General features: G+C 61.4%; 21 protein-coding genes and 2 pseudogenes. 10 read left to right on the forward strand and 13 right to left on the reverse strand.

The window, feature by feature from the left end; genetic code table 11:
- From MF410_RS29330 to MF410_RS29355, 6 genes and pseudogenes are all read right to left on the reverse strand, one after another.
- Positions 1-1095 (reverse strand): ABC transporter permease, encoded by a 1095-nt coding sequence (locus tag MF410_RS29330; protein ID WP_097628017.1) that lies wholly within the window; start codon positions 1093-1095, stop codon positions 1-3.
- Between the two features lie 5 nt (positions 1096-1100).
- Positions 1101-2688 (reverse strand): annotated as a pseudogene (locus tag MF410_RS29335) (ABC transporter substrate-binding protein).
- A gap of 44 nt (positions 2689-2732) precedes the next feature.
- Entirely contained in the window at positions 2733-3686 is a 954-nt protein-coding gene (locus MF410_RS29340) for a dihydrodipicolinate synthase family protein (RefSeq protein WP_097628015.1), read from the reverse strand.
- Positions 3687-3705: 19 nt separating this feature from the next.
- Positions 3706-4593 (reverse strand): SMP-30/gluconolactonase/LRE family protein, encoded by an 888-nt coding sequence (locus tag MF410_RS29345; RefSeq protein ID WP_097628014.1) that lies wholly within the window; start codon positions 4591-4593, stop codon positions 3706-3708.
- Complete coding sequence (locus tag MF410_RS29350) at positions 4590-5420, reverse strand: NAD(P)-dependent oxidoreductase (RefSeq protein ID WP_097628013.1); 831 nt, start codon at positions 5418-5420, stop codon at positions 4590-4592. Before MF410_RS29350 ends, MF410_RS29345 begins: the two co-directional genes overlap by 4 nt.
- 21 nt (positions 5421-5441) lie before the next feature.
- Entirely contained in the window at positions 5442-6155 is a 714-nt protein-coding gene (locus tag MF410_RS29355) for a FadR/GntR family transcriptional regulator (RefSeq protein WP_097628012.1), read from the reverse strand.
- A gap of 293 nt (positions 6156-6448) precedes the next feature.
- Between MF410_RS29355 and MF410_RS29360 the strand changes: the two genes are divergently transcribed.
- The 6 genes from MF410_RS29360 (at position 6449) to MF410_RS29385 (ending at position 14793) form a co-directional block, all read left to right on the forward strand.
- Positions 6449-8386: an ABC transporter substrate-binding protein gene (locus MF410_RS29360; RefSeq protein ID WP_097628011.1), complete on the forward strand. Its 1938-nt coding sequence runs from the start codon at positions 6449-6451 to the stop codon at positions 8384-8386.
- A gap of 122 nt (positions 8387-8508) precedes the next feature.
- Positions 8509-9495 carry an ABC transporter permease gene (locus MF410_RS29365; protein WP_097628136.1) on the forward strand — a complete coding sequence of 329 codons (987 nt, stop codon included), beginning with the start codon at positions 8509-8511 and terminating at the stop codon, positions 9493-9495.
- 9 nt (positions 9496-9504) lie between these two features.
- Positions 9505-10626 carry an ABC transporter permease gene (locus MF410_RS29370; RefSeq protein WP_097628010.1) on the forward strand — a complete coding sequence of 374 codons (1122 nt, stop codon included), beginning with the start codon at positions 9505-9507 and terminating at the stop codon, positions 10624-10626.
- 7 nt (positions 10627-10633) lie between these two features.
- Positions 10634-12385 carry an ABC transporter ATP-binding protein gene (locus MF410_RS29375; protein ID WP_097628009.1) on the forward strand — a complete coding sequence of 584 codons (1752 nt, stop codon included), beginning with the start codon at positions 10634-10636 and terminating at the stop codon, positions 12383-12385.
- On the forward strand, positions 12382-13593 hold the full coding sequence (locus MF410_RS29380; RefSeq protein WP_097628008.1) for a mandelate racemase/muconate lactonizing enzyme family protein: 1212 nt from the start codon (positions 12382-12384) through the stop codon (positions 13591-13593). Before MF410_RS29375 ends, MF410_RS29380 begins: the two co-directional genes overlap by 4 nt.
- Positions 13594-13605: 12 nt before the next feature.
- Positions 13606-14793, forward strand: coding sequence for a galactarate dehydratase (locus tag MF410_RS29385; RefSeq protein WP_003591364.1), 1188 nt, complete (start codon positions 13606-13608; stop codon positions 14791-14793).
- 68 nt (positions 14794-14861) lie between these two features.
- Here MF410_RS29385 and MF410_RS29390 read toward each other — a convergent pair whose 3' ends face one another.
- From MF410_RS29390 to MF410_RS29420, 7 genes are all read right to left on the reverse strand, one after another.
- Positions 14862-15434, reverse strand: a complete 573-nt coding sequence (locus MF410_RS29390; protein WP_012556237.1) for an NADPH-dependent FMN reductase — start codon at positions 15432-15434, stop codon at positions 14862-14864.
- Between the two features lie 82 nt (positions 15435-15516).
- Positions 15517-16182, reverse strand: a complete 666-nt coding sequence (locus MF410_RS29395; protein ID WP_097628007.1) for a nitroreductase — start codon at positions 16180-16182, stop codon at positions 15517-15519.
- 191 nt (positions 16183-16373) lie between these two features.
- Positions 16374-16733 carry a metalloregulator ArsR/SmtB family transcription factor gene (locus tag MF410_RS29400; protein ID WP_097628006.1) on the reverse strand — a complete coding sequence of 120 codons (360 nt, stop codon included), beginning with the start codon at positions 16731-16733 and terminating at the stop codon, positions 16374-16376.
- Between the two features lie 211 nt (positions 16734-16944).
- A complete protein-coding gene (locus tag MF410_RS29405) occupies positions 16945-17637 on the reverse strand; it encodes a response regulator transcription factor (protein ID WP_097628005.1) in 693 nt (230 codons plus the stop codon).
- Between the two features lies 1 nt (position 17638).
- Positions 17639-18016: a response regulator gene (locus tag MF410_RS29410; RefSeq protein ID WP_239621006.1), complete on the reverse strand. Its 378-nt coding sequence runs from the start codon at positions 18014-18016 to the stop codon at positions 17639-17641.
- On the reverse strand, positions 17979-18659 hold the full coding sequence (locus MF410_RS29415; RefSeq protein WP_239621024.1) for a response regulator: 681 nt from the start codon (positions 18657-18659) through the stop codon (positions 17979-17981). Before MF410_RS29415 ends, MF410_RS29410 begins: the two co-directional genes overlap by 38 nt.
- Positions 18656-22291, reverse strand: coding sequence for a PAS domain-containing protein (locus MF410_RS29420; RefSeq protein WP_239621008.1), 3636 nt, complete (start codon positions 22289-22291; stop codon positions 18656-18658). Before MF410_RS29420 ends, MF410_RS29415 begins: the two co-directional genes overlap by 4 nt.
- A 342-nt stretch (positions 22292-22633) precedes the next feature.
- Here MF410_RS29420 and MF410_RS29425 point away from each other — a divergent pair, with 342 nt between their 5' ends.
- The 4 genes and pseudogenes from MF410_RS29425 (at position 22634) to MF410_RS29440 (ending at position 25519) form a co-directional block, all read left to right on the forward strand.
- Entirely contained in the window at positions 22634-23386 is a 753-nt protein-coding gene (locus MF410_RS29425; protein ID WP_097628001.1) for an NAD(P)H-binding protein, read from the forward strand.
- 68 nt (positions 23387-23454) lie between these two features.
- Complete coding sequence (locus tag MF410_RS29430) at positions 23455-23688, forward strand: AbrB/MazE/SpoVT family DNA-binding domain-containing protein (protein ID WP_097628000.1); 234 nt, start codon at positions 23455-23457, stop codon at positions 23686-23688.
- A complete protein-coding gene (locus MF410_RS29435; RefSeq protein ID WP_097627999.1) occupies positions 23685-24089 on the forward strand; it encodes a type II toxin-antitoxin system VapC family toxin in 405 nt (134 codons plus the stop codon). Before MF410_RS29430 ends, MF410_RS29435 begins: the two co-directional genes overlap by 4 nt.
- Positions 24090-24210: 121 nt before the next feature.
- A pseudogene (locus tag MF410_RS29440) lies at positions 24211-25519 on the forward strand (hypothetical protein).
- The last annotated feature ends 150 nt before the right edge of the window (positions 25520-25669 follow it).

The raw sequence follows: 25669 nt of genomic DNA on the forward strand, positions 1-25669 counted from the left end.
TCACCGTGTTCTCGGATCAAGGATGCGGTAGAGCACATCCGACAGGATGTTGATCGTCAGGAAGACGGCGCCGATCGTCAGAACCGAACCCATGACGACGTTCATATCGTTCATCTGTAGCCCGCGGGTGAGATACTGGCCGAGCCCCGGCCAGCCGAAAACCGTCTCGATCAGCACCGCGCCTTCGAGCAGCCCGCCGAAGGTCAGTGCCAGGATCGTCAGCAGCTGCACGCGGATGTTCCGGAAGGCGTGCCGCCAGACGACCTTGCGGGTGCCGAGCCCCTTGGCCCGGGCAGTGATGATGTATTCCTGGCTCAACTGCTCCAGCATGAAGCTTCGCGACATGCGGCTGATATAGGCGACGGAGTAATAACCGAGGATCGCCGCCGGCAGGATGATGTGGCCAAGCGCGTTGTAAAACACGTCCCATTGCTGCTGTATCGCCGCGTCTATCAGCAGAAAGCCCGTCATGGGGGTGACGAGGCCCTCATAGAAGACGTCGATGCGGCCCGATGCGCCGACCAGCTTGAGCTTGGCGTAGAAAAGGAAGAGCGCCATCAGCCCGGTCCAGAAGATCGGGATGGAGTGGCCGGCAAGCGCAACGATCCGGGCGATGTGATCGATGATGGTTCCGCGCCTGACGGCAGCCGTGACGCCCAAGGGAATGCCGATAATGGCGCCGATGATCATGGCGATGATTGCAAGCTCGATGGTGGCGGGAAAGATCGTCATCAGATCGGTGAGGATCGGCTGGCCCGTCGTCGCCGACGTGCCGAGATTGCCTGTGGCGATCTTTCCGACATAGGAGAGGAACTGCATCCAGATCGGCTGTCCGAGCCCCAGCTCGTTATAAACCCGATCATAGACCTCCTTGCTGACCTCCGGCCCGGTGATAGCAAACACCGGGTCGGCAGGCAGCAGGCGCCCCATCGAAAAGGTCAGGAAAAGCAGACCGAGCAGCGTGGTCACAACAGCCACCACGCGTCCCGCCAGGCGCCGCAGCAAGCTCATCAACGGGTGCGGGGCCGCATCGGCGAACCCGCCCGCTTGAGAGCGACGGCTTTCCTGCTTCGATGTCAGATCGGCGCTCGCCACGCGCTCTACTCCTTGGTCACGTCATGCCAGCGCGTCGACCACGTCGTGTGCCCGTGATAATTCTTGACGTTGGCGCGCATGACGTAAGGGTCGGTTCGCTGGAAGAAGATGACGAGCGGGGCGGCCATGCCGGCATAGATGCCGTCCATCTTCTTGAACATATCCGTGCGCTTGGCCGTATCGCGCTCTTTCATCGACTGATCGATGAGGGTGTTGAGATCGTCCACCTTCATACCTGTGCGCCAGAGATAATAGCTGCCGAGGCGCGCTTCGTCGCTATTGTCAGGGTTGAAGGCATATTGTGTGGCGACGGCGAAGGGATCCGGCAGGCGGGCGCCGGAATTGCCGAGCAGCACTTCGAATTTGCGTTCGCGGAAGGCGGGCGTGAACTCGCCGGGCACCAGATCGAGATCGAGGCCGGCAGCCCGCGCGCTCGCCTGCAGCGCTTCGGCGAAGGGCAAGGTCGCTGCCCCCGACGGATTGAGCACTTTCTTCAAGCCGTTCGGATATCCGGCCTCCGCCAGCAGCTGCTTGGCTTTAGCGGGATCGTAATCATAGCGGGCGGCAGCCTCATCGGGCGCGCCGATCATGCCGCGCGGGATCATCGACTGCCAGGGAAAGCCCGTATAGCGCATGATGTTGCCGGAGATCGCCTTCCAGTCGAAGGCGTGCTGGAAGGCCTCGCGAACCTTCGGCTTCTGCAGATCCGGGTCTTTCTGATTGAGGGCGATATGATAGAAGCCAAGACCCGGGACATTGTCGATGACCATATCCTTGTTGGTGGACAGCGCATCGAGATCGCCGCTTGCCACATACTGGCCGACATCGACGTCGCCGGCTTCGAGGCTGCAGCCTGAGGTTGCCGGATTCCGGGATGTGGCGGGCGACGACGCGGGCCATGGCGGGCTTGCCGCCCCAGTATTTCGGCTGCGCGTTGAAGATCGCCACGTCGTTCGGCCGCCATTGCGCCAGGCTGAACGGACCGCTGCCGGCGGAATTGGCCGAAAGCCAGGCGCCGCCGAAATCGCCATTCGCCTCATGCGACAGCACCGTCTTCTTGTCGACGATGCCGATCGACGAGCCGGCCAGCGAATAGAGCACCAGATCGGTATTCACCGACTGCGGCAGTTCGATCTCGAGCGTATGCTCGTCCTTTGCCCGAACGAGTTTTTCGACGTTATCGGGCTTGAAGCCCCAGAGCGCCACGTCAGTCGAGCCGACCTGGCCCATCTTGATGACGCGCTGGATCGACCAGGCCGCATCCTCGGCGGTCACCTTGTTGCCGCTCTGGAAGACGGCGTCGTCGCGCAGGGTGAGCGTGATGATCTTGCCGTCGTCTGAGACGCTCCATTGCGTCGCAAGCATCGGCTTCAGCGTCTTGAGATCGTCCGGCGACAGCTGCACCAGATTGTCGTAGAGGTTCGAGATCAGCTCGGAAACGGTACGGGCATTGTTCTGGGCCGGATCGAGCGTGCGGATGCCGGTGAGATTGGTGCCTATGACCAGCATATTGGGCGGCGAGGCAGCCCAGGCAGGCTGCGTCGTTATCAGGGCGCCGGTAATTGCGATCGTTGTCAGTAGCTGTTTCAGCATCTCTAGACCTCCCAATCCTGTTGTTTGCAGAAATAATGTCGAACTCAGCCGGCCGCCTTGGCAGGCTGCTGCCGGTCCGGATCAGTTTGAATGCTGCCCGCGGCCTCCCAGCCTCGTAGCAGCCGATGAAGTTCCTCGCGATCATGCTGGTCGAGCAGCGGCAACCCCGGCACGCGCACGGGGCCGACATCGAGGCCGGAATAGGTGACCGCCTCTTTCACGACGGTCACATTGGCGCCGTTGCGGAATTTGGTTCGCATCCGCTCGAACGGCTCGAGCTTGTTGACGATCGCCCGTGCCGCGGCAAAGTCGCCTTTTTCGAGCGCGGCGTGGACGGCAAGCGAAAGCTGCGGCGCAACGTTGACGAGGCCCGACGTGAAGCCGCGCGCGCCGGCGGCGGTGAATGTCGGCGCCCAGCTCTCCGCCAGGCCGCAGACGAACAGGGCACCATCGGGATCGGCCGCCGGAATCGCGCGCGACAAGAGCATCAGATCGGTCGTGGCAAACTTGATGCCGGCGATATTGCCGTGGTTGGCGAGGCGGACGATATCGTCGACACCAAAACCCTCGGCCCTGACATAGGCGACGAGCGGCAGAGTGGACGCATCGGCAAGATTGCAGAAATAGCCAATCTGGGCCGAAGGTGCTGCGAAAGGATCGACGGGCTGATGCGACATGACGGCGGTTGCGCCGATCGCCGACGCATCCCTCGCCATGCCGATCGCCTCGCGCAGCGACCGGCCGATCGCCGCCGTCACCGGCGCGCGGCCGTCGACGCCTGATACCGCCGCTTCGTGGACGATCCGGATTTCCTGCGGCGTCAGCGCGTAGAATTCCCCGGTATTGCCGGCAGCGACGATGTTGTGAATGCCCGCGGCCGCCACCCGCGCATAGACCTTGGCGGTAATCCGCGGTTCGACTTCGCCTTTGCTGTCATAGGCCGTGACGGGAACACCCGAAACGCCCGTGAGCGCCTTGCGCATGATCGCGATGCTCATTTTTCTTCCCCGTTCGCTTTCAAGATAATTGGTTGCCGAAGCGGAAGGGCGGCAGCCCTTCTGCATCCACGTCGAAGGCGATGACCGTGCCCGCCTCGAAACGTCCGGTGCGGTCCGTCGACAGGCTGGTGACGAAGAGGGTGCTGAGATCAGGTCCCCCGAAACACGGCATGGTCGGTGCCGGGACCGGCAGAACGTAGATCTCGACGATTTCACCTTCGCTCGATATGCGGTTGAGGCGGCCGGCGGAGACGCCGGCGCTCCAGTAAAACCCGTCGCGATCAGTCGTCGCCCCGTCCGGCCGCCCCTCATCTTCTGTGAAGCTGCGAAGGCGACGTCCTTCACCGAGACTGCTCGTCTCGGCATCGAAGTCGAATGCTTGCAGGAAACATTGCCGACTGTCGGAGTGATACATCCGCCGGCCGTCCGGCGACCAGGCGAGGCCATTGGAGCTGGTCAGTCTCGTTGCAACCGTCCGCGTGCTGCCATCGGCGCCGACGCGGTAAAGAGCGGCCTCTTCGATCTGCGGCTTGGCTTCGCTGATCGAGCCGACCCAGAAATGCCCGTCCGGACCGACCTTTCCATCATTGAGTCGGCCGATCATCTCGCGCCCGACCGGGTCGCATAGAAATTCGATATCGCGGGAGGCCGGATCGAAGAGATGGACGCCCGTCTGGAGGCCGACGACAATCCTATGATCGCGGCAAAGCCCGAGGCTGCCGACCGCCGCTGGCATGTCGAAGCGGTCGATCTTTCCCGAAGCCGAGAGCCGCACGACGGCCGGAGCCAGAATGTCGACGAACCACAGCGTGCCGGTCTCGTCGTCCCATACCGGCGATTCACCGACCGTCAGCGGTTGCTCGATCACGGAACGGACTTGCGGGTGGATGATCCGAGGCGCCGTCATTCGGCCGCCTCCAGGCTTTTTGCCAAACCTTCGGCGTTACGCATGCGGATGGTGCCATCGTGGTTGATTTCACAGAATCCGCCACCCTGGAACGCAAGCGCGACAGGCCCTTCGGCTCCCTGTTCGATGCGGGCGTGATCGCGCGGCCGGTCTTCCGGTTGGTAGCCGAGCCTCCTCGCCAGATCGTTGTCCCACCATTTCTCGTCGGTATCGGAAACACCGTAAACCACCGTCGCGGCGATCAACGGATGAGTGAGCCCGATCCGCACCAACTGCGCCAGATCCCGCGCGCTGATCCAGATCGCAATCGATCGCTCGCTGTTGGGGTAGGTCCCGGCATTGCCGATGCGAATGGAAAGGGAGCGAATGCCTGACGTGTCGTAGTAAAGCCCGGCCACCAGTTCGCCCCAGCATTTGGAAAGTCCGTAGGGGCTGTCGGGACGCATCGGATCGAGCGGCGATATGATTTCGCCGCGGGGATAGAAGCCGGTCGCATGGTTGCTGGAGGCGTAGACCACCCGCTCGACCTTGTTGATCCGGGCAGCTTCGTAGAGATTGTAGGTTCCAAGCACATTCGCGTGCAGAATGGCGTTCATGTCGGTGCCGCTGGCGATACCCGCGAGATGAACGACGCCGTCGATATCCTTCAGCGCAGCCTTAGTCTCGTCGAGCTTTGTAAGGTCGGCCCTGACGAAGGTCTCGTTGTCGCCAAGCCCGGTGGGCTCCTGCAGATCGATCAGGCTGACGTGCCCGAAATGTGCGCGGAGGAGCGGGCGCAGCAGCGTTCCAACTCGTCCGGCAGCCCCCGTCATAGCGATCCGTTTCATCGTTCTTCCTCCCATTCTCGCTCAAACGCCCTGGAACATGCGGGCGCGAGCATTCAATATGTGTTTCTTCATCGCATCGTGCGCTTCGGTTTCCCGGCGTGCGAAGATCGCCTCCACGATCACCGCATGCTCGTCCTGGACGCTGCGGATCTGCTCCAGCGTGCGCTTCAGGCTCAGGCTTCGTGTAACGGAATGCCCGATGGCGAAATGCGGCCTGAACCATTCGCGCACGGTGATATGGAACTGGTTGCCGGTCGCCATGGCGATGGCATCATGCAGAACCTGATCCTCCTCGGCGCCGAGCTCTCCGTTGCGCAGGCATTGCTCGATCGAAAGAAGCGCTGCCGTTATCCTCTCCTTGTCGGCGGGCTGCCAGTTTCGCGCGGCGAGCTCCGCCGCCTCGGCTTCGAGGCCTGCGCGGAATTCGAAAAACCGCTGGACATCGGCGAGCGATCCGACCGGCACCATTTTCAGCATCGACGAATCCGGTCTTTGCCGGACATAGGAGCCGGAGCCCTTGCGGGAAACGACCAGGCCATCAGCTCTCAAGCGCTCGAGTGCCTCGCGCACGACGGGCCTCGAAGCGCCGAAATCGGCGGCGAGCTTCGTCTCCGACGGCAACCGTTCGTTCACCGGAAAATTGCCGTCGGCGATCATCCCCACGATCTTCTCGTAGATGATGTCGCTGAAGCGCGTCGCGCCTCGGTTCGGAACGGCGTCGGCCGCGAATGTCATTATCGTCCTTTTCTCTGAACGTCAGGCAGTTGTCCGCCAACGACATTTCAATGCGCTGCACAGATTCTGACAGATTGGCGTCTTTTGTGCGCTCCAGCCTGGATTTTAAGGCGTGTAATTCAAGCTTTCATGCTGCATCGCTACAAAATTTGTAATTATCTGTCAACTCTTGTAATCATTTGGGAACGTGTCTATGGTTCCGTCCGGGCGCCGAGGAGGGCGCAGCGGCAGGTCGGGAGCCCGCCGCATCAGCCGGCTCAAAAGTTGCGCCGGCATAGAAAGGGAGGAACTCGATGCCTAATGAAATTCTGTCGCGCGGCGTTACCCGCCGCGCCGTGCTTGGCGGCATGGCCGGTGCAGCGGCGCTGTCCATCGCGGGCCGCGCTTTCGCCGCAGGCGGCGAGGCACCCGCACTTGCACAACTTGTGAAAGATGGAAAACTGCCGCCGCTCGCCGAGCGCCTGCCGAAGAAGCCGATGGTGGTCAAGCCGTTCGAAAAAGTCGGCACCTATGGCGGCTCTCTGCGCCGCGGCCTTCGCGGTTCATCCGACCATAACGGCATTCTGCGCATGGTCGGCAACCAGAGCCTCGTGCGCTGGAACCTCGAATTTACCGCTGTGGAGCCGAACCTCGCCGAGCGCTGGGAAGTCAGCGACGACGCGACGCAATTCACCTTCCATCTGATCGAAGGCGTGCGCTGGTCGGACGGTCATCCCTTTACCGCCGATGACGTCGTTTTCGCGATCGAAGACTGCGTCAAAAACACCGAGCTCTACAGCGCGACACCGGCGCAGCTTGCTGTCGCCGGCAAGCCGGTAACCGTCGAGAAGGTCGACGATTATACGGTCAGGTTCACCTTTGCGGCGGCCAACGCCCTTTACCTGGAAAACCTCGCCACGCCGCTTGGTCAGCATCCGACGCTCTTTCCGAAGCACTACTGCAGCCAGTTCCTGCCGAAATATAATCCCAATATCGAGGCCGATGCGAAGAAAGCCGGCGTCACCAGCTGGACGGAACTGTTCCGCAGCCGCTGCGGCGACATCGAGATTCCGACGCGATGGGGCAATGTCGACAAGCCGACGCTCGATCCATGGGTGGTCAAGGAGCCCTATGTCGGTGGCGCCACCCGCGTCGTGATGACCCGGAATCCTTATTTCTGGCAGGTCGATACCGAGGGCAATCAGCTTCCCTATATCGATGAGATCAACTTCGGCATCTCGCAGGACGTCGAATCGCTAATGCTGAACGTCATCTCGGGCAAGATCGACATCCAGGAGCGCCATATCAGCGTGCTTGCCAACAAGCCGACGCTGTCCCAGAACATGCAGAAGGGCGATTATCGTCTGCTGACGCTCGTGCCTTCAGCCTCGCAGCAGTGCCAGATCTACTTCAACATCACCCACAAAGATCCTGCCATGCGCAAGATGTTTGCGGATAAATCGTTCCGGCAGGCGCTATCGATCGGCATCAATCGTCCGGAGCTCATCGATATCGTCTATTTCGGACAGAGCGAGCCTTACCAGGCCGGACCGCGTCCGACCCATCCCTGGTACAACGAGAAATACGCGCGCCAGTTCACCGAATTTGACGCCGACAAGGCAGGCGCGATGCTCGATCAGGCCGGCTACAAGAAGGGCGGCGACGGTTTCCGCCTCCGGCCGGACGGCCAGAAGGTGTTCTTCTCGATCGACGTCATTCCGACGCTCTATCCCGACCTCGTCGACGCACTCGAGCTGGTCAAGACGCATTGGGCCCAGATCGGCATCGACATGAAGGTCAACACCATCGAACGGGCGCTTTATTACACCCGCGGCGACGACAATGCCCACGATGCGCAGGTATGGCCGGGCCCCGGCGGTCTCGATCCGATGCTCGATCCGCGCGATTTCTTCGCCTTCCATCCGCAAGGCTCGCGTTACGCCATTCCGTGGACGCTGTGGTACACCTCCAACGGTGCACGCGGCGAAGAACCGCCGGAGAGCCAGAAGAAGCGCATGAAGCTTTTCGACGAGGCGCGTTCGACGGCCGATCTCGACAAGCGCGGTGCGGTCATGAAGCAGATCTTCGATATCGCCGCGGAGGAATTCGAGACCGTCGGGCTTTGCCTTGCCGTCGGTGGCTTCGGCATCATCCGCAACAACCTGCGCAATGTTCCCGAAAAGGAGCCGGACAGCTGGTCCTGGCCCAATCCGGGGCCCGCGCTGCCGCAGCAGTTCACCTTCACGAGCTGATTTGGATCTCCGGCGCCGTGCCTGACGGTACGGCGCTTTCTTTCGGTTCGCCCTCCGAGATGCCTTGCCGGCCCTGACAGCCGGCAAGGCACGGAAGGCAGCGTTCAATGCAAGAGGCGCCCATGCTGGTCTTCATCGCCAAACGCTTGCTATGGATGATTCCATCGCTTTTTGCCGTCAGCTTCCTGGCTTTCGTGCTGATCCAGCTGCCGCCCGGCGACTATGTCACCACCTATATCGCGACGCTGGCAGCCTCCAACGAGATCGTCGATCAGAATACGGCGGCGCAATTGCGTGAGCGTTTCGGCCTCGACGATCCGATGCTCATCCAATATTTCAAATGGATATGGGGCATCCTCTCGCGCGGTGATTTCGGCATCTCCTTCGAATGGCAGCAGCCGGTCTCGGATCTCATATGGGAGCGCATGGCGCTGACGCTTATTCTGGCTCTGTCGACATTGATCGCCACCTGGGCGATTGCGCTGCCGATCGGCGTCTATTCCGCCGTGCGCAAATATTCGATAGGCGACTATTTCTTCACCGCCTTCACCTTCTTCGGCCTGGCCGTTCCGTCCTTCCTGCTGGCGCTGGTGCTGATGTATATCGCGGCGGTCGAATTCGGACAGGATGTCGGCGGGCTGTTTTCGCCGGAATACGAGAACGCGTCCTGGAGCTTCGCCAAGATGGTAGACCTCTTCTCGCATCTCTGGCTTCCCGTCATCATTCTTGCCGTCTCGTCGACAGCAAGCCTCATCCGCGTCATGCGCGCCAACATGCTCGATGAACTGCCGAAGCCTTACGTGACCACCGCACGGGCAAAAGGTCTGTCGGAATTCCGGCTGCTGATGAAATACCCCATGATGATCGCGCTCAACCCGTTCATCTCGACCATTGCCTGGCTGCTGCCCAACCTCATCTCCGGCTCGGTCGTCGTCGCGATCGTCCTCAACCTGCCGACGGCCGCACCCCTGCTGCTGCAGGCGCTGATGGCCCAGGACATGTATCTGGCGGGTGCCTTCGTTCTGCTGATCTGTGCGCTGACGCTGATAGGCTCTCTGATCAGCGATATCCTGCTTGCGCTGGTCGATCCCCGCATCCGGTTGGAATAGGAGCCTCACGTGGCCGACATTGCCGTTACAAATATTCAGCCGGATCGCGCCGCCGTCGCATCGCAATGGCAGCTGATCTGGTGGGCTTTCCGCCGGCACCGGCTGGCCATGGTGGCGCTCGTCGTCACCGTGATGATGTATATCGTTGCCCTGGTGCCCGGCTTCTTCGCCATCAACGATCCGAACCTGCAAAATGCGCGGGCGACCTTTCACCCGCCGCAGAAACTGCATCTGATCGATACCGAGAACGGGTTCTCTTTCGGTCCGCATTATTATCCGATGAAGCTGACCCGCGATCCGGAAACGCTGGCCGCCATCTTCAAGGAAGACACGACAAAGCGTGTCGACGTCCAGTTCTTCGGGCGCGGCTATGAATATTCCGTGTTTGGCCTCTTCAACACAAACATCCATCTGATCGCCTCGCCCGACAAGACCACGCCGCTGCTTCTCTTCGGCGCCGACCGGCTAGGGCGCGACGTCTTCAGTCGAACGGTGCAAGGCTCGCAGGTTTCGCTGTCGATCGGTCTCGTCGGCGTCTTCCTGTCGTTGATGCTCGGCATCGTGATCGGCGGCATCTCGGGATATTACGGCGGCCGCATCGATTTCTTCATGCAGCGGCTAATCGATTTCGTGCTGTCGCTGCCGACGATCCCGATCTGGCTGGCGATGGCCGCGGCCCTGCCGCAGGATTGGCCGGCGACGCTGCAATATATGATGATCACGATCATCCTGTCGCTGACCGGCTGGGCGCAGCTCGCCCGCGTCGTTCGCGGCCGCTTCCTGTCCCTGCGCACCGAGGAATTCGTCGCTGCCGCCAGGCTCGACGGCGTTCGTGAAGGACGCATTATCTTCCGCCATATGCTGCCGAGCTTCGCGAGCCACATCATCGCGTCGATCACCCTTGCCGTGCCGGCGATGATCCTGGCCGAGACCTCGCTTTCGTTCCTGGGGCTCGGTCTGCAGCCGCCGACCATCTCCTGGGGCGTGCTGCTGCGCGAGGCCCAGAACATTCGTTCGATCGCCACGGCACCCTGGCTCTTCATGCCGGGCTGCGCCGTCGTCGTTGCCGTGATGGCGCTCAACCTTCTCGGCGACGGCCTGCGCGATGCGGCCGATCCCTACAACAAATGAGGCCGGCATGACCGATATCGTTCCCATTGCCGGCAGGCCGCTGCTCCAGGTGAAAAACCTGACCGTCGAATTTCCGCTGCGCACCGGCGTCTTTTGCGCCGTCAGCGATCTGTCTTTCTCGATCGAACCGGGCAAGACGCTCTGTGTCGTCGGCGAAAGCGGATCCGGCAAGTCGGTGACGGCGCGTTCGATCCTGCAGATCGCCGACGCACCCGGCCGGATTGCGGCCGGATCGATCATCCTGAACGACCAGAACGGCGGCTCGACCAATCTGACCAGCCTCAATCCGCGCGGACGCCAGATCCGGGCGATCCGCGGCCGCGACATCGCCATGATCTTTCAGGAGCCGATGTCGTCGCTATCGCCGATCCACACCGTCGGCAACCAGATCGTTGAGGCGCTTCGCCTGCACACGCGGATGAGCAAGGCGGAGGCGCGCACCGAGGCCATATCGCTGCTCAAGCAGGTCGAGATTCCCTTTCCGGAAAAAGCCCTGGATCGCTATGCCTTCCAATATTCGGGCGGCATGCGCCAGCGCGCGATGATCGCCATGGCGCTCGCCTGCAAACCGCAGCTATTGATCGCCGACGAGCCGACCACGGCGCTCGACGTGACAACGCAGGCCGAAATTCTCGACCTGATCGCCCGCCTGCAGAAGGCCAACGGCATGGCCGTTCTGTTCATCACGCACGACATGGGTGTGGTGGCGCAGATCGCCGATGATGTGCTGGTGATGCATAACGGCGTCGCCAAGGAATATGGGCCGGTCGAGCAAATCTTTCATGCGCCGCAAGACGACTATACCCGCATGCTGATCGGCTCGGTGCTGAAGCTCGAGCAGAAGGCCGAAATCCGCCTCGCACGCCCCCCTCTCGACAGGACAAAAGCGCCGATCCTGGAACTGCGCAACGTCTCGATGGATTTCGGTGAAGTGAAAGCGCTGGACGATGTTTCCATTTCGCTTCTGCCGGGCGAGACGCTCGGCATCGTCGGCGAAAGCGGGTCCGGCAAGACGACGATGGGCCGCTCGATCATGCGCCTGATCGATCCGACTGCCGGCGAAATCCTTTATCGCAATGCCGGCGGCGACATCATCGATCTGGCAACGGCAAAGGGTCCCACACTGGCCGCCGCGCGCCGCGAATTGCGCATGGTGTTTCAGGATCCGTTCGGCTCCCTCAATCCGCGCATGACCGTCTCCCAGATCATCGGCGAGCCGCTGCTCGTCAATGGCGTCGCCAAGGGGAAAGCGCTGGAAGAGCGGGTCTGCCACCTCATGGAGCAGGTGGGCCTAGATCCGAGGGCGCGCGAACGCTACCCGCACGCATTCTCCGGCGGCCAGCGCCAGCGCATCGGCATTGCCCGCGCCATTACGCTCAATCCGCGTGTGATCGTCGCCGACGAGGCGACCTCGGCGCTCGACGTCTCGGTGCGCTCGCAGGTGCTCGACCTCCTGATGCGGCTGCAGGACGAACTCGGCCTCGCCTATATCTTCATCAGCCACGACATCGGCGTCATCCGCTACATGTGCGACCGTGTCGGCGTCATGTACAAAGGCCAGCTCGTCGAAATCGGCGAGGCGGAGCAGGTCTGCCGCACACCCGAGCATGCCTACACGCAGGCGCTGATATCGGCGATCCCACGCCCCGATCCGCGCGATCGCGATCATTCCAGGCGTTTCCGCTACGTCGCGCCCGTCAATTTGGAGCCCGGCAATCTGAAGCCAGACCATCTGAAAAATGGAAGTTCTCAGAGATGAAAATCACCGGAATCCGCACATTTCTCATGCAAGTCGGTCAGCCCGACCCTTCCAACTGGGCTTCCGATCATCGTCCCGGCGGCGCTACCTCTAAGCAATTCGGAGGCACCCGGAACTGGCTTTTTCTGAAAATCGATACCGATGAGGGCATTACCGGCATCGGCGAATGCTCGGGCTGGCCGCGTGTCGTCGAGACGGCGATCCACGACCTTGCGCCTCTCCTCATCGGGGAGGATCCGGCTCATATCGAACGGCTTTGGCAGAAGATGCATATCACCATGATGGGGCACGGCATGCTTGGAACGGTCGGCGGCGGTGCAATGACCGGGATCGATATGGCGTTGTGGGACATCAAGGGCAAGGCGCTTGGCGTGCCGGTCTGGATGCTGCTCGGCGGCAAGGTGCGCGACCGGATCCCGATCTATTCGCATGCCAATACGCCCGAGCGGGCGCTTGCGCTCAAGGCGCGCGGCATCAAGGCAATCAAGTGCGGCGGCGTCGCCGACCCGGTCCGCAAGGTCGCGGCGCTGCGCGATGCCGTCGGCGACGACATGGATATCGCCATCGATCTGCATGGGCCGCCATGGCTGACGCCTGCGGATGCCTGCCGGCTGGTGCGGGCGCTCGAACCCTATGAGCTGATGTGGGTAGAAGATCCGATCGCGCCGGAGAATTTCGACGGCTACCGCCGCATTCGCGACGCAGCGCATGTGCCGCTTGCGGCCGGCGAGCGTTCGGCGACCATCTTCGGCGAGCGCGAGCTTATCGAGAAGGAACTGGTCGACGTGATTCAGCCGGATACCGGGCGGGCCGGCGGCATCACCCAGATGAAGAAGATCGCCGCCATGGCCGAGGCCCATCATATCCAGATGGCGCCGCATTCCGGATCGCTGGGGCCGGTGGCGGAATATGCGGCTCTCCATCTGCTGGCGGCCATTCCGAACGCCCTCATTCTCGAGCGCCTCGACGATGACTGGGACGGCCGACGCCAGACGATCGTGCCGCATCCGCAGCAGGTCGACGGCCTGATCGCCGTTCCTGACGGCCCGGGGCTCGGCTGCGATATCGACGAGGAATTCGTGTCGCGCTTCCCGAGCGGCGGCAACGTCTCGGTGCCGCAAGCTGCCGGCGCCTACAATCCCGGAACCGACAAAGAGCATGTCTACGTGCAGACGCGCGTAGCGCGCCGCAGCTATTTCAATCGCTAGAAGGACAGAATGATGAAGATCGACCGCATGCGGGTTTTCATGACCCGCGACAAGGACCGTCCGCGCGTGATCGTCGCGCTCGATACCGATGACGGGCTGACCGGCTGGGGCGAATGCTACAATCACGGCCCCGACAAGGCACTGCCGCCGCTGCTCGATTACCTCTATGCCTTTGTGGCCGGCCAGGATCCGACACGGGTCGACTATCTCGTCAACTTGCTGATTCAGCAAAGCCGTTTCCCGCCGGGCGCGCTCGGCCTTGCCGCTATCTCCGCGCTCGATCACTGCCTGTGGGATCTGGCGGCCAAGGCGGCGAACGTCCCGGTCTACAAGCTGCTCGGCGGCGAGGTGCGCGACCGCATCAAGGTCTATGCCGGGGTCTACACCGCGCCGGATGCGCCGGCGGCCCGCGACGAGTTCGATCGCCTGAAGGAGGGATGGGGGTTCACCGCCTTCAAGCTCAGCCCCTGGCGGATCGACATGCACGCCAATCGCTGGGGCAATGTCGTCAAAGCCTCGGCGGATTATTTCCGCTCGCTGCGCGAAACGGTCAACGACGAATACGAGATCGCCTTCGACGCCCATGCCAAGATTTTCGAGCCGATCGCCGCGCGCCAGCTCGGCAACGCGCTGGCGCCCTACGATCCGCTGTTTTTCGAGGAGCCGCTGCGGCCTGAAAACATCGAGGCCTGGGGCGATCTGAAACAGGGGCTCAACTGCGTGCTCGCCACCGGTGAATCGCTTTACAGCAGAAACGAGTTCCTACGGCTGTTGCAGGTCAAGGGCGCCGATCTGATCCAGCCGGATATCTGCGTCGTCGGCGGCATCAGCGAAATGCGCCGCATTGCGACACTTGCCGAAGCCTTCTTCGTCGGCGTGGCGCCGCACAATCCGATGGGGCCGCTGGCAACGGCGGTCAACGTGCATTTTTCGGCCGCGGCGCAGAATTTCCGCATCCTCGAATACCGGCTGCCAAAGGGCCAGGCCTATGTCTATGGCGGCAACGATATCGAGAAGCGGGAAGGGGAAACCCGCTACGTCGTCGATCCCTATCTGCCGAAGGACGGTTACCTCGAACTGCGCCCGGATCGGCCCGGCTGGGGCGTCGAGATGGACGAGAAGGCAATGGAGGAGGAAGGCTACATCCACTGGCAGCGACGCGTGCCGAAGCGGCCAGACGGTTCCTACGCTTTCGCTTAAAGACGTAGCTCGAAAAATGGAAACTGGCTGCTGCCGCATGGGAGCGGCCAGTTCCTTTTAAACGTCGTCTAGGCGTCTTTCGGCAGGACCGAGCGCACCCTTGCGATGAAAACATGGAAATCCTGCATGAATTTGCGAAGGAAATCCGCGGTGGCCTCGTTCGTGACTTCGCCGTCATCGGTGATCAGCCCCGGTGTGAACTGGATGTAGGCTTCCGGGGCATTCATCTGGGGCGAATTGCAGAAGCTGAGCACGCTGCGCAAATTCTGCTGGGCGACTGCTGTGCCTATCGCGCCCGGCGACGTGCCGATAACCGCTGACGGCTTGCGTGTGAACGAGTTGGTGCCGTAGGGGCGGCTTGCCCAGTCGATTGCGTTTTTCAGCCCGCCGGGTATCGATCGATTATATTCGGGCGTGACGAACAGCACGGCGTCGACGGCGGCGATTGCGGCCTTGAATGCCTTGCCGGCCGGAGGGTAGTCGGCGTCATAGTCGTAGCTGTAGAGCGGCAGGTCCTTGAAGGATATCTCCGACATTTCAAGTTCCGGCGGGGCGAACCGCACCAACGCCTTGGCGAGTTTGCGATTGATCGAGCCCTTGGCTAGGCTGCCGATGAGATAGCCGACTTTATGCGTGGTCATGGCGTTCTCCGATATCGCGCGTGATAGGACGTATCATGCGCAGGAAACATGGAAGGGGTCTCTCGTCTTCTGAGCGCAGCAGCTAATCGTCGACGAACGTGACCGTCTCGGCAAGCGGGGCGCGGCCCGTACGGGCAAAACTGACCGCGGCGTCCTCGTACCCGATCGACATGCCGCAGAAGAGGATAAGCCCGTCCGGGGGCGACAGGACCTCCGCGACCGTCTCGCGAACCTGTGACCACGCCATCTGCGGGCAGCTGTGCAGTCCCTCGGCGCGGAGCAGCAGCATGACGGTCTGCAGGTACATGCCGACGTCGGCCCATTGGGGCGGACCCAGCTCACGGTCGATATAGCAGAACAAGGCGGCGGGCGCGCCGAAGCAGTTCCAGTTGGCGATCGCTGCCCGCTGGCGCGCCTCCCAATCCTCGCGCGCAATGCCGAGCGCGCTGTAGCGCTCCTTGCCGAAAGCGGACCGGCGCTCCCCGTAAGGGGACTTCAGCGCCGGAGGATACATCTCGTACTGCCGCTTGTCCCAGGCATCGCCGTGGGCCACGCGCTCGACGGCTGATGTCTTGAGCTCGGCCAGCGGCGCGCCGGTCATCACGTAGGTATTCCATGGCTGGATATTCGATCCCGACGGCGACCAAGCCGCGGCGGACAGCACGCGCTCAAGGATCTCCCTTGCCACAGGCCTGTCTTTGAATCCGCGCACCGACCGTCGGCTGGTGACTGCCTCATATACGTCCATGATCGCCTCTTCCTGACCGTTTCGTTGCTGATGTGATTGATTATCTCCATTCGCAACGGAGGCGTAATCACACCGTGGTCTAGGAGGCGTACATCAAACGTCCATCAGGGCTCGATGTGGCCTGATTGGCTGCAAGGTCATCCTATCCTCGATAATTGGCGACCAATCACGAGTGCGGGAGCGAGGCTTGGTCATTTCGTCAGGCGCCCGGCTTGGACGCGTTCTGCTGGGGATCGACGGCGCGATCCGAAGATGTCGGCGAGAGTATCGAGCATCGTCCTCGCCGTGCCGGATTGAAGTGAATAGAAGATCGTCTGGGCAGCCCTTCGCGTCTGCACGAGTCCTTGTTCTCGAAGAATTGCCAGATGCTGGGAAGTCGAAGATTGGCTCAATCCCACTTCCTCGGCCAGGTCGCTCACCGACACTTCTCCTTCGGTCAAGACATGCAGGATGTGAAGCCGTTTGGCGTTCCCCATGGCCGACAAGAAGTCTGCTTCGATGTCGAAGGCGGTGGTTTCTGGGGAAGGTGCGGTTAGCGATCGGTTGTTCAGGCGTGATCTCCTTTATGGAATCTCAGGCCGGGCATGAGGTCATGTCCCTGAGCTTTAATTTAGAGATAACGCATGCGGGCGACGGCGAAACCCATTGCCGGCGCCGCGTCGTCTTTTTCAACGCGAATCGGATACGCGGCGCATCAAATGGACAGGCAACTGATGTTCGAGACCGGAATACCTCAACCATTGGAAAGCGCCCGGCAGAAAATTAACGCGAGCCAGCTTGCCGCATTTGCGCCGGCAGCGTCTCCCAGGCTCGGATCAGTTCGCCGATCGAGGCGGCCTCCATCTTGTGCATGACGTTGCTGCGATGCAGCTTGACCGTCACTTCGCTGATGCCGAGATCGAAGGCGATCTGTTTGTTGAGGCGTCCGCGCGCCACTTCGTGCAGAACTTCACGTTCGCGCTGCGTCAGTGTCTCCACGCGTTTGACATTACGTTTGGCGATTGCGGCTTCGGCCCGTCGTTCTGCATCCATCGCAATGGCCGCAGTGATGGCGTCGAGCAGCGTCTGGTCCCGCACCGGCTTAGTGAGAAAATCCACAGCACCCGCCTTCATCGCCTGGACGGTCATCGGAATATCGCCGTGGCCGGTCAGAAAAATGATCGGCTTGGAAATGCCGTTTTCGGCCAGTTGGCTCTGCAGGTGGAGGCCGCTTGCTCCGGGCATGCGCACATCGAGGATCAGACAGCCGGGGTTTTCCAAGATATCGGCGTCAAGCAATTCACGGGTCGAGGCAAAACTGACCGACTGAAAACCCGCCGACAGGATTAACTCCGACAGCGCTTCGCGAACCGACGCGTCGTCATCGACGATAATGACGAGCGGCTGATCCTCTTCATACCTGCCCTGCAATGATAACGGCGCCGATCTCCGCAGCAACGGCTGGTCAACTCTCATGTTACCCTCCATCTCTCGATTGGTGTAAAGCATTGGCGATAGCCGCCAGCAGGGCCTGGGCATCGAACGGCTTGCGGAAGAAACCGCCGCCTCCCTGAGCGCGGCCCTGATCGGCTATCTCATGGCGGCCCGTAATCAGAAACACCGGCAACTCGGGACGTGATTTTCTCACCAGGTCACGAAGCTCGAAGCCGTCGATGCCGGGCATTCCGATATCGGTGATGAGCAGGTCGAGGTCCGACAGCCCGCTGACGAGCAGCGAGCCCGCCGATGGGAAGCCGCGGGCCACATAACCCGCCAATTCCAGAAGGTCGCCCATCGATTCAAGCAGTCTTGGATCGTCATCGACAACGGCGACGACATGTCTTGTTTCGTTCATGTTCAATTCCCCCCACCCGGCGCGAGTGGGTAATCGGTATTTCCAGTTTCTCCGCGATCCGCACGAGGTCGGCGAGCGACGCCGCCGCCATTTTTTGCATCACGTTTCTTCTATGGATCTGCAGCGTGACTTCGCTGATTCCGAGTTCGGCTGCCGCCTGCTTGTTGAGAAGACCGCTGACCACGAGCGGCAGCACTTCGCGCTCGCGCGGCGTCAAGTCGAGATAGTGTCGTTTGAGCATGTCGAGCTCGGCGCGTCCCGATCGCTTTTCCCGATCCTCGGCGAGCGCTGCATGGATTGCCGTCAGGAGATCCGCGTCACTGAACGGTTTGGTCAGGAAATCCACGGCGCCGCTTTTGATCGCACGCACGGAGGACGGGATGTCGCCATGTCCGGTAATGAAGACGATCGGCGGATGATCGCCGTCGGCAATCTGCCTCTGCAGATCGAGGCCATTGATGTCGGGCAGCTCGATATCGAGGATAAGGCAGGCGGGCACATCGGGCTTGTCCGCTGTCACGTAATCGCCGGCGGATTCGAAGGCGATGGCGCGCATGCCATGCGCGTCCATGAGCTCGCTGAGCGCCTCCCGGACACGTTGGTCGTCATCGACGATGAAGACAATATGGTCGTCTTCCGTCATGACGCCACCTTCGTTTCTATTGGCAAGGTGAAGATCAACGTCGCGCCGTGCGGATCGTTCTTCTCTGCCCACAATCGTCCGCCGTGCAGCTCGACGATCGAGCGGCAAATCGCCAGACCCATGCCCATGCCATTTTCCTTGGTCGTGAAGAAAGGTTCGAACATCTTCTCGGGGAACTCGATACCCTGACCGCGATCGCTGATTTCGGTCTGAATGGCATTCCCGATATGGCGCACGCGCATCCCGATCACCCTGTCGCCGTCGACCGTGTCCATCGCCTCGATGCCGTTGCGGACGAGATTGATCAGAACTTGCTGGATCTGGATGCGATCGATGGCAATGAGTGGAAGGTTGCCATCAACCTCCACTTCCATACGGGCGCGACGGCGAGCCGCTTCTTCGGCCATGAGGTTGCGTGCTTCACTAACGACGCCTGAAAGCGTCGTATGAACTCTCCTGTCCGCGGATTGTTTGAACAGGGCGCGGATGCGGCTGACGACATCGGCGGCCGAGTTGGCGTCGCGGATGATGCGCTCGACCGTCCTCTGCGCCCGCTCCATATTCGGCGGTTCGGCCATCAGCCAGCGCTGGCAGGCATGCGAGTTGGCGACGACAGCCGCGAGCGGCTGGTTCACCTCGTGAGCGATGGAGGCCGAAAGCTCGGCAAGGCTCGCCATCTGGCTTGCCCGCGCAAGACCCTCGCGCGCCTGGCGTAGATCTTCCTCCGCCCGAACTTCAGCGTCGACATCGAGGCAGATGACGTTCCACTGGACAATGACGCCTTCGGCATTTCGCATCGGCGCAGCGCGCGTCTCGACCCACCGATATTCGCCATCGTAGCGCCGCAGGCGATGCCGGCGCGCATAGGGCTCGCCGGTGGACAATGAATGGGCATAATTCTCTTTGACACCCGCCACGTCGTCGGGATGAACGCCGGCGTCGAGCGTGCCGTCCAGCCGGGTTTTCCCCGTTCCATCAAGCTCTTCGAGCTTATATCCGAGAAAGTCGCGGAGCTGGGGGTTGCGATAGACCGGCTCTCCGTCGGGAGCCGCGCAATCGATCATGGCCGGCAGCGTTTCGACGATCTGCCAGAGCGAGCGCTCTCTTTCTCGCAGCGCTTCCTCGACACGTAGCTGATCGTCGATGTCGTGCGAGAGACCGTACCATTGAACAATCCGGCCGCTCTCATCCCGCAGCGGCTCGGCGCTGCCTCTGACCCAGCGATAGATGCCATCGGCGCGTCGCAGGCGATACTGCTTGGAGAAGCGCTCGCCGGTGGCGAGAGAATGGTTGAGTGCTTGGGCGAGACTGGAGGCATCGTCGGGATGGACGGCCGCCTCGATGAGGTCCGTAAGCCGGCTCAACCTCGGCGTTTCCCTATTAATGATGTCGAGACCAAGAAAATCCTTCAGGCGCTGGTTGAAGAAGGTCGGCGTCCCTTCCGGATCGAGCCGCCAGAGCAGGCTCGGAACCATGTCTACCAGTTGCGAGAGCTCGCGTTCCCGGTCGCGCAATGCTTCCTGGGCGCGCATCTCGTCATCGATATCGACCGAGATGACGTACCATTGCGTGATCGTGTCGTTCTGATCCCGCAGCGGCTCGGCGCGGCCGTCGACCCAGCGATAGGCTCCGTCGAAACGGCGCATGCGGTATTTGATCGAGAAGGGATCGCCGCTGGTGAGGGAATGGTGAATCGTCTGGAGCAGTCTCGGTGCGTCGTCGGGATGAACGAGAGTATTGATGACAGCCGACAGGCGGCTGACGCCCGGCTTATCCATGTCGCCGACGTCGAGACCGAAGAAATCGATCAGGCGTTTGTTGAAGAAGACAGGCTCTCCCGTCGGTGTCAGCCGCCGGATCTGGGCCGGGACCATGTCGACGAGCTGCGAGAGCTCGCGCTCGCGCTCACGCAATGCCTCGAGTGCACGCACCTCCTCGTCGATATCGAGAGACACGCCGTACCATTGCACGACCCTTCCGTCGTCGTCGCGTCGGGGTTCCACTCGGCATTCCGCCCAGCGGTAGACGTCGTCCTTTTCGCGCCAGCGAAACCGCATGGCGGTACCGCCGCCGCTTTCGAAACAATTGCGCAGCGTGCGCTGGACGTCGGGCGCGTCTTCAGGATGGATCAGCTGCCGCAGCAGGTCTTCGATGCGCGGCTCGCCGAGAGCGTCGAAATCGGCGATGACGGCGCGGAAATGATCCTGGTAGCGTTTGTTGAAATAGACCGACCCGCTCGCCGGCTCAACGCTCCAGACGCGAACCGGCACCGCGTCGATCATCTGCTGCAGCGCTCGCTCGCTTTGGCGCACCGCCTCTTCGGCACGGACCTGATCGTCGATGTCGTGGCAAAGGCCGTACCATTGGACGATGATGCCGGTCTGATCCCGCATCGGTTCGGCGCGGCTCGACATCCAGTGATAGACGCCGTCGGCGCGGCGCAGCCGATACCGCAAGGCGAAGTTTTCGCCGGTGACGAGGCAATGATTGAGCGCATCCTGGAAGCCTGCTGCATCATCGGGGTGAATGACGGCCTCGATGACCGCTTCCAGCCGGCTCATGCCGGGCCTGTCCGCATCCGCGACATCGAGGCCGAGGAAGTCGACCATCCTTCTGTTGAAGAAGGTTGGTTCGCCCTCGGGTGTCAGACGCCAGACGTGGCTCGGAACCATATCGACGAGCTGCGAGAGCTCTTGCTCCCTGTCGCGCAACGTCTCAATGCTTTGACGCAATGTGTGCACGGCCAGCTGATGCTGCCTGGATATGGCAGCGACGATCAGCGCCGAAAATGCCGAGATCGCCAGGAAAAGCTGCAGCATGATCTGCTTGTGTTTCTGGGATTCGGCATCGCCGACAAATTGGCCGGCGCCTGTTATCGTGAAGACGGCCGTGATCAGGGCCAGGAGCACGAGCGATATGGCCGCACCCTTGAATTCGAAGCGGACCGCCGCCCAAAGAAGGGGCGGCATGATGATGTAGGCGAAGGGAAGGTAGCCGCTGAGCGAAAGAGCGGCGACACCGAGAAAAATCAGCCCAAGGACGCAAGCTTCCACCCATTGCGCCGCCGAGAGGCGGGTCTTGCCGCGCCAGTTATGGAAGACGGAGAGCGCCAGCGGCGCGACGATCAGGACACCGGTTGCATCACCGATCCACCAGAGAGGCCAGGCGGTCACGAAGGATTGCGATTGGATGCCGAACCATGCGAGCGTCGCGCTTCCCACGGTCGCGCTGACGATCGGCGCAATTCCGGCGCCCAGGACGACGAATGCGAGAACCTCCTGCAAGGTTTCCAGCTGGGCCGGCCGCGTCAAGGCCCGATTGACCAGCCATGCCGCGACCACTGCTTCAAGAGCGTTGCCGACATATATCAGAAAAGCCGCCGGCAGCGGACTGTAGAACCAGAGGGCATTGCTGAACAGCTCAGCCGCACAGCCTCCCATTATCCACCACGGCCAGCTGCGCCTGGGGGCGAGGATGAGCGTTGCAATGAAAAGCCCGCCCGGAGGCCAGATGGAAATGCCCGTTCCCGGCACGATTGCGAGTGATTGGGCAAAACCGCAGCCGAGCACATACGCGGCGACGAAAAGCCCCAGATACAGGGCGCGGGGGCGGTGCGACCACAGGCTCGTCATCCACCATTCCTGCCGGGCAGACAAGGCCGGGGGATCATTCGCATTTGGTGCAGCACTCGTTCTTGATGTCGGGGCTGGCGAGCTCATGCTGCGAACCGTAGTCCCGTCAAAGCACAGCCGCAACTCATGGAAATCCATACATTGCGCGGAGGGGTAGTGTTGCACCGAGCCCGGATCCTCGGCGCGAAAGAGCAAGTGTGAGATCGCTGCCGTTCCGGTGGGTCATCCTAGACCTTAGGTCTACTCCGCTATACCTAAGGCGAAGGCGCCGAGCCACACGCATGATGGAAGGGTTTTGGGCTTCCGGTCATTGTCGATCCAATCGATCGCGAGGATGCCGACATGAAAATCACCGTGGTGGGAGCAAGCGGCCTCATCGGAACGCGGCTCAGCGAAAGGCTGCGCCGGTCGGGCCACGAGGTTACGGACGCGTCCTTGTCGTTTGGCGTCGATACGGTGACCGGCAAAGGCCTTGACGCGGCTATCGCGGGAACCGACGCGGTCGTGGATGTGACCAACGCCGCATCGTTCGGTGACAGCGCGGCACTGGATTTCTTCAGGGCGTCGACGAAGAATTTGCTTGCCGCCGCCTCCGAGGCAGGCGTCGGGCATTATCTCGCCCTCTCCGTCGTCGGCACGCCCCGGCTCGTGGAAAGCGACTATTTTCGCGCGAAAATGGTGCAGGAAAATCTCATCCGAGCCTCAGATCGCCCCTACACGATTCTCCGCTCCACCCAGTTTTACGAGTTCATAAACGGATTGATCGACATCGGTGCGCAAGGCGACGTCTTTCGGCTGCCTCCTGCCTTGATGAGGCCGGTCGCAGCCGCTGAAGTCGCCGCTTTTCTGGCCGAATTGACCCTCGCAACGCCTTTGGGCAGGATCGTTGAAATCGGCGGCCCGGAACAGTTCGGTATCGATGACGTCGCACGGATCTATCTCGCCGCGAACGAAGACGAGCGGCCGGTGATAACGGACCCGTCGACCCCGTATTTCGGCGTCGAATTGACCGATGACGCATTGCTTCCGGACGCAGCCGCGCGGGTGGCGGCGCAGACGCTAGCTGACTGGCTCTACCAATCGATGGCGGATTAGCGGCAGCCTTGAAATTTGTCGAATGAAGTAATACTTTCTGTCAAAAGAGTATTACAAAGGCGCTCGCTATGGCCACAACCGTTACCGCGAAAGGGCAGGTGACCATTCCCCGGCGCGTGCGGGATATGCTTGGCATCGTTCCAGGCAGCAAGGTCGATTTTCATCGTGCTGCCGACGGCAGTGTGGTTCTGACGCGCGCCGACAAGAAACGGCCGGCCAGCCGCTTCGAGAAGCTGCGCGGTCATGCTGGCGAGGGCCTCGATACGGAAGCCATCATGGCTTTGACACGCGGCAATACGTGACACTCGTCGATACCAATGTGCTCCTGGACCTCGTGACCGACGATCCGAAATGGTCGGATTGGTCTATTGCTCAGCTCGAGGCAGCGAGTATCGAAGGTCCGCTGCTGATCAACGATGTAATCTATGCCGAACTTGCGGTTCGATATGAAAGGATCGAGACGCTGGAGGCTTTTGTGGAAGAGGCTGGCCTCGACATGAGGCCTATACCCAAGCCCGCTTTGTTTCTTGCGGGCAAGGTGTTCACGCAATATCGCAAGGCTGGCGGGACGCGCACCGGCGTGCTTCCCGACTTCTTCATCGGCGCTCACGCTGCCGTGCAACAATTGCCGCTCCTGACGCGGGATGTCGGCGGCTATCGCAGCTATTTCCCCTCGCTGAAATTGATTGCGCCCGGTTCCTGAGTCGGAGGCCTGCATAGTCTATGCGAGAGTTTGAGAAATCTTCATGGAAGCTCCGGGTTGAAAAGCTTTTGCGCGGCTCCAAATCCCGTCGGCGGTAGTCGAAGGAAGAGGAGAGCGGCGCATGGGCTGCGCGCATGTCGATCGAATTGGCAAAGTCAAATCAGCCTTCAGCTTCGTTCTCGTGTTTTTCTGTCTTCTGTCCTCCTCCCAGGCATTGGCAGCGCCTGCCGATATCGGCGGCCTGACGGTGACGCTGCCTGATGCCGGCTGGCGGAAGGCCGGCAAGGGCGATCTCTTCATGCTGCAGAAGGATTTTCCGGAAACGGATGACGACAAGCGCGGCAGTGCCCTGATCCAGATCACCAAGCCGCTGTCGAGCCCGCGCGCGTCCCTCCCGGCCGGAATGAAGACCTTCGTCGCGACGTTGCCTGACATGGCCAAGGAAGATATCCTCATCAAGCATTACGGGATTACGATAAACGGCCACGACATCCGTGTGGAAGAACGCTGCTGCATCAATCAGAAGAATGTGAGCATCAGCCAGATCGTCGTCGGCGTCGCCAGCGACAAGCGGCAGGTCTATCTGCAGCTCGTGCTCTTGAACCTGAATGGCGACCGAAGCGAAAGTGCCGAAGCCGATTTCGAGGCGCTGGTGCGTTCGGTCAAGCTTGATCCCTCCGATAAGGATTTCGATCTTGTGCCGGCAGGCGGCGACGGCGGGCTCGACGGCGTCTTCACCCATCTCGATACCGGTGTCCGGCCGAATGTCTTCGGCGGCGTGGATTTCTATTCCGATAGCGAGATCACCATGTTCGATCCGAGGGGCCTGTTCAGTACGGAGACTGCCGAAGGACGGCCGGAGCATGGCCGAACACTGCAAGGAAGACCCGGCCGACTGCGGCCTTTACAAGCTCACCGGCGGCGGCTTCTTCTCCTCCGCCGGGTCGATCGAGATGCGCAGCGTCTCCTCTGCCTACGGCACGATCGAGATCGAGACGAAGCCATTTTCGAAAAAGGGCGACGACCTGGTGATCGACGAGGATGACCATCGTGCAGTGCCGCCGTTTGAGGATGGCGCGACGCTCGACGGCGAATGGGTCTCCACCTTCGCCTCGAGCGGCATGACCGCGACCTCGTCGGGATCGGTCGCTTCCAGCCACACGCTGACGCTTCATTCAAACGGCACGTTCGAACGCACGGGCTGGTCCGGCGCCTCGATGACGAACGAAATCGCCGGATCGCGATCGGGCGTCACCACGTCGGGCAACCGGCCTGGCGCCAGCGGACGCTACACGCTTTCCGGCTATCGTCTGGACCTCACCGACGCGAGTGGCAAGACGGAAAGCCTGAGCATATTCGAACCGGACAAAGCCTCCGACGGGCTCCTGGTGATCAACGGCAGCAACTACCTGAAGGATGACGGACAATAGGCAGGCCGAGCCTTTCCGTCCCGCCGGCGGCATCACATAAAATTCAATGAATTTCATGTGCATAACGAGACCGCCGGCCTTGCTCGTCAGCACTGCGGGAGGGTGCGAATCACCCGCCGATTGGCCTGCGAAACCGCCAGATTCGCGCGC

The sequence above is a fragment of the Rhizobium sp. C104 genome (genome assembly GCF_022354505.1).
Taxonomy (GTDB): Bacteria; Pseudomonadota; Alphaproteobacteria; order Rhizobiales; family Rhizobiaceae; genus Rhizobium; species Rhizobium redzepovicii.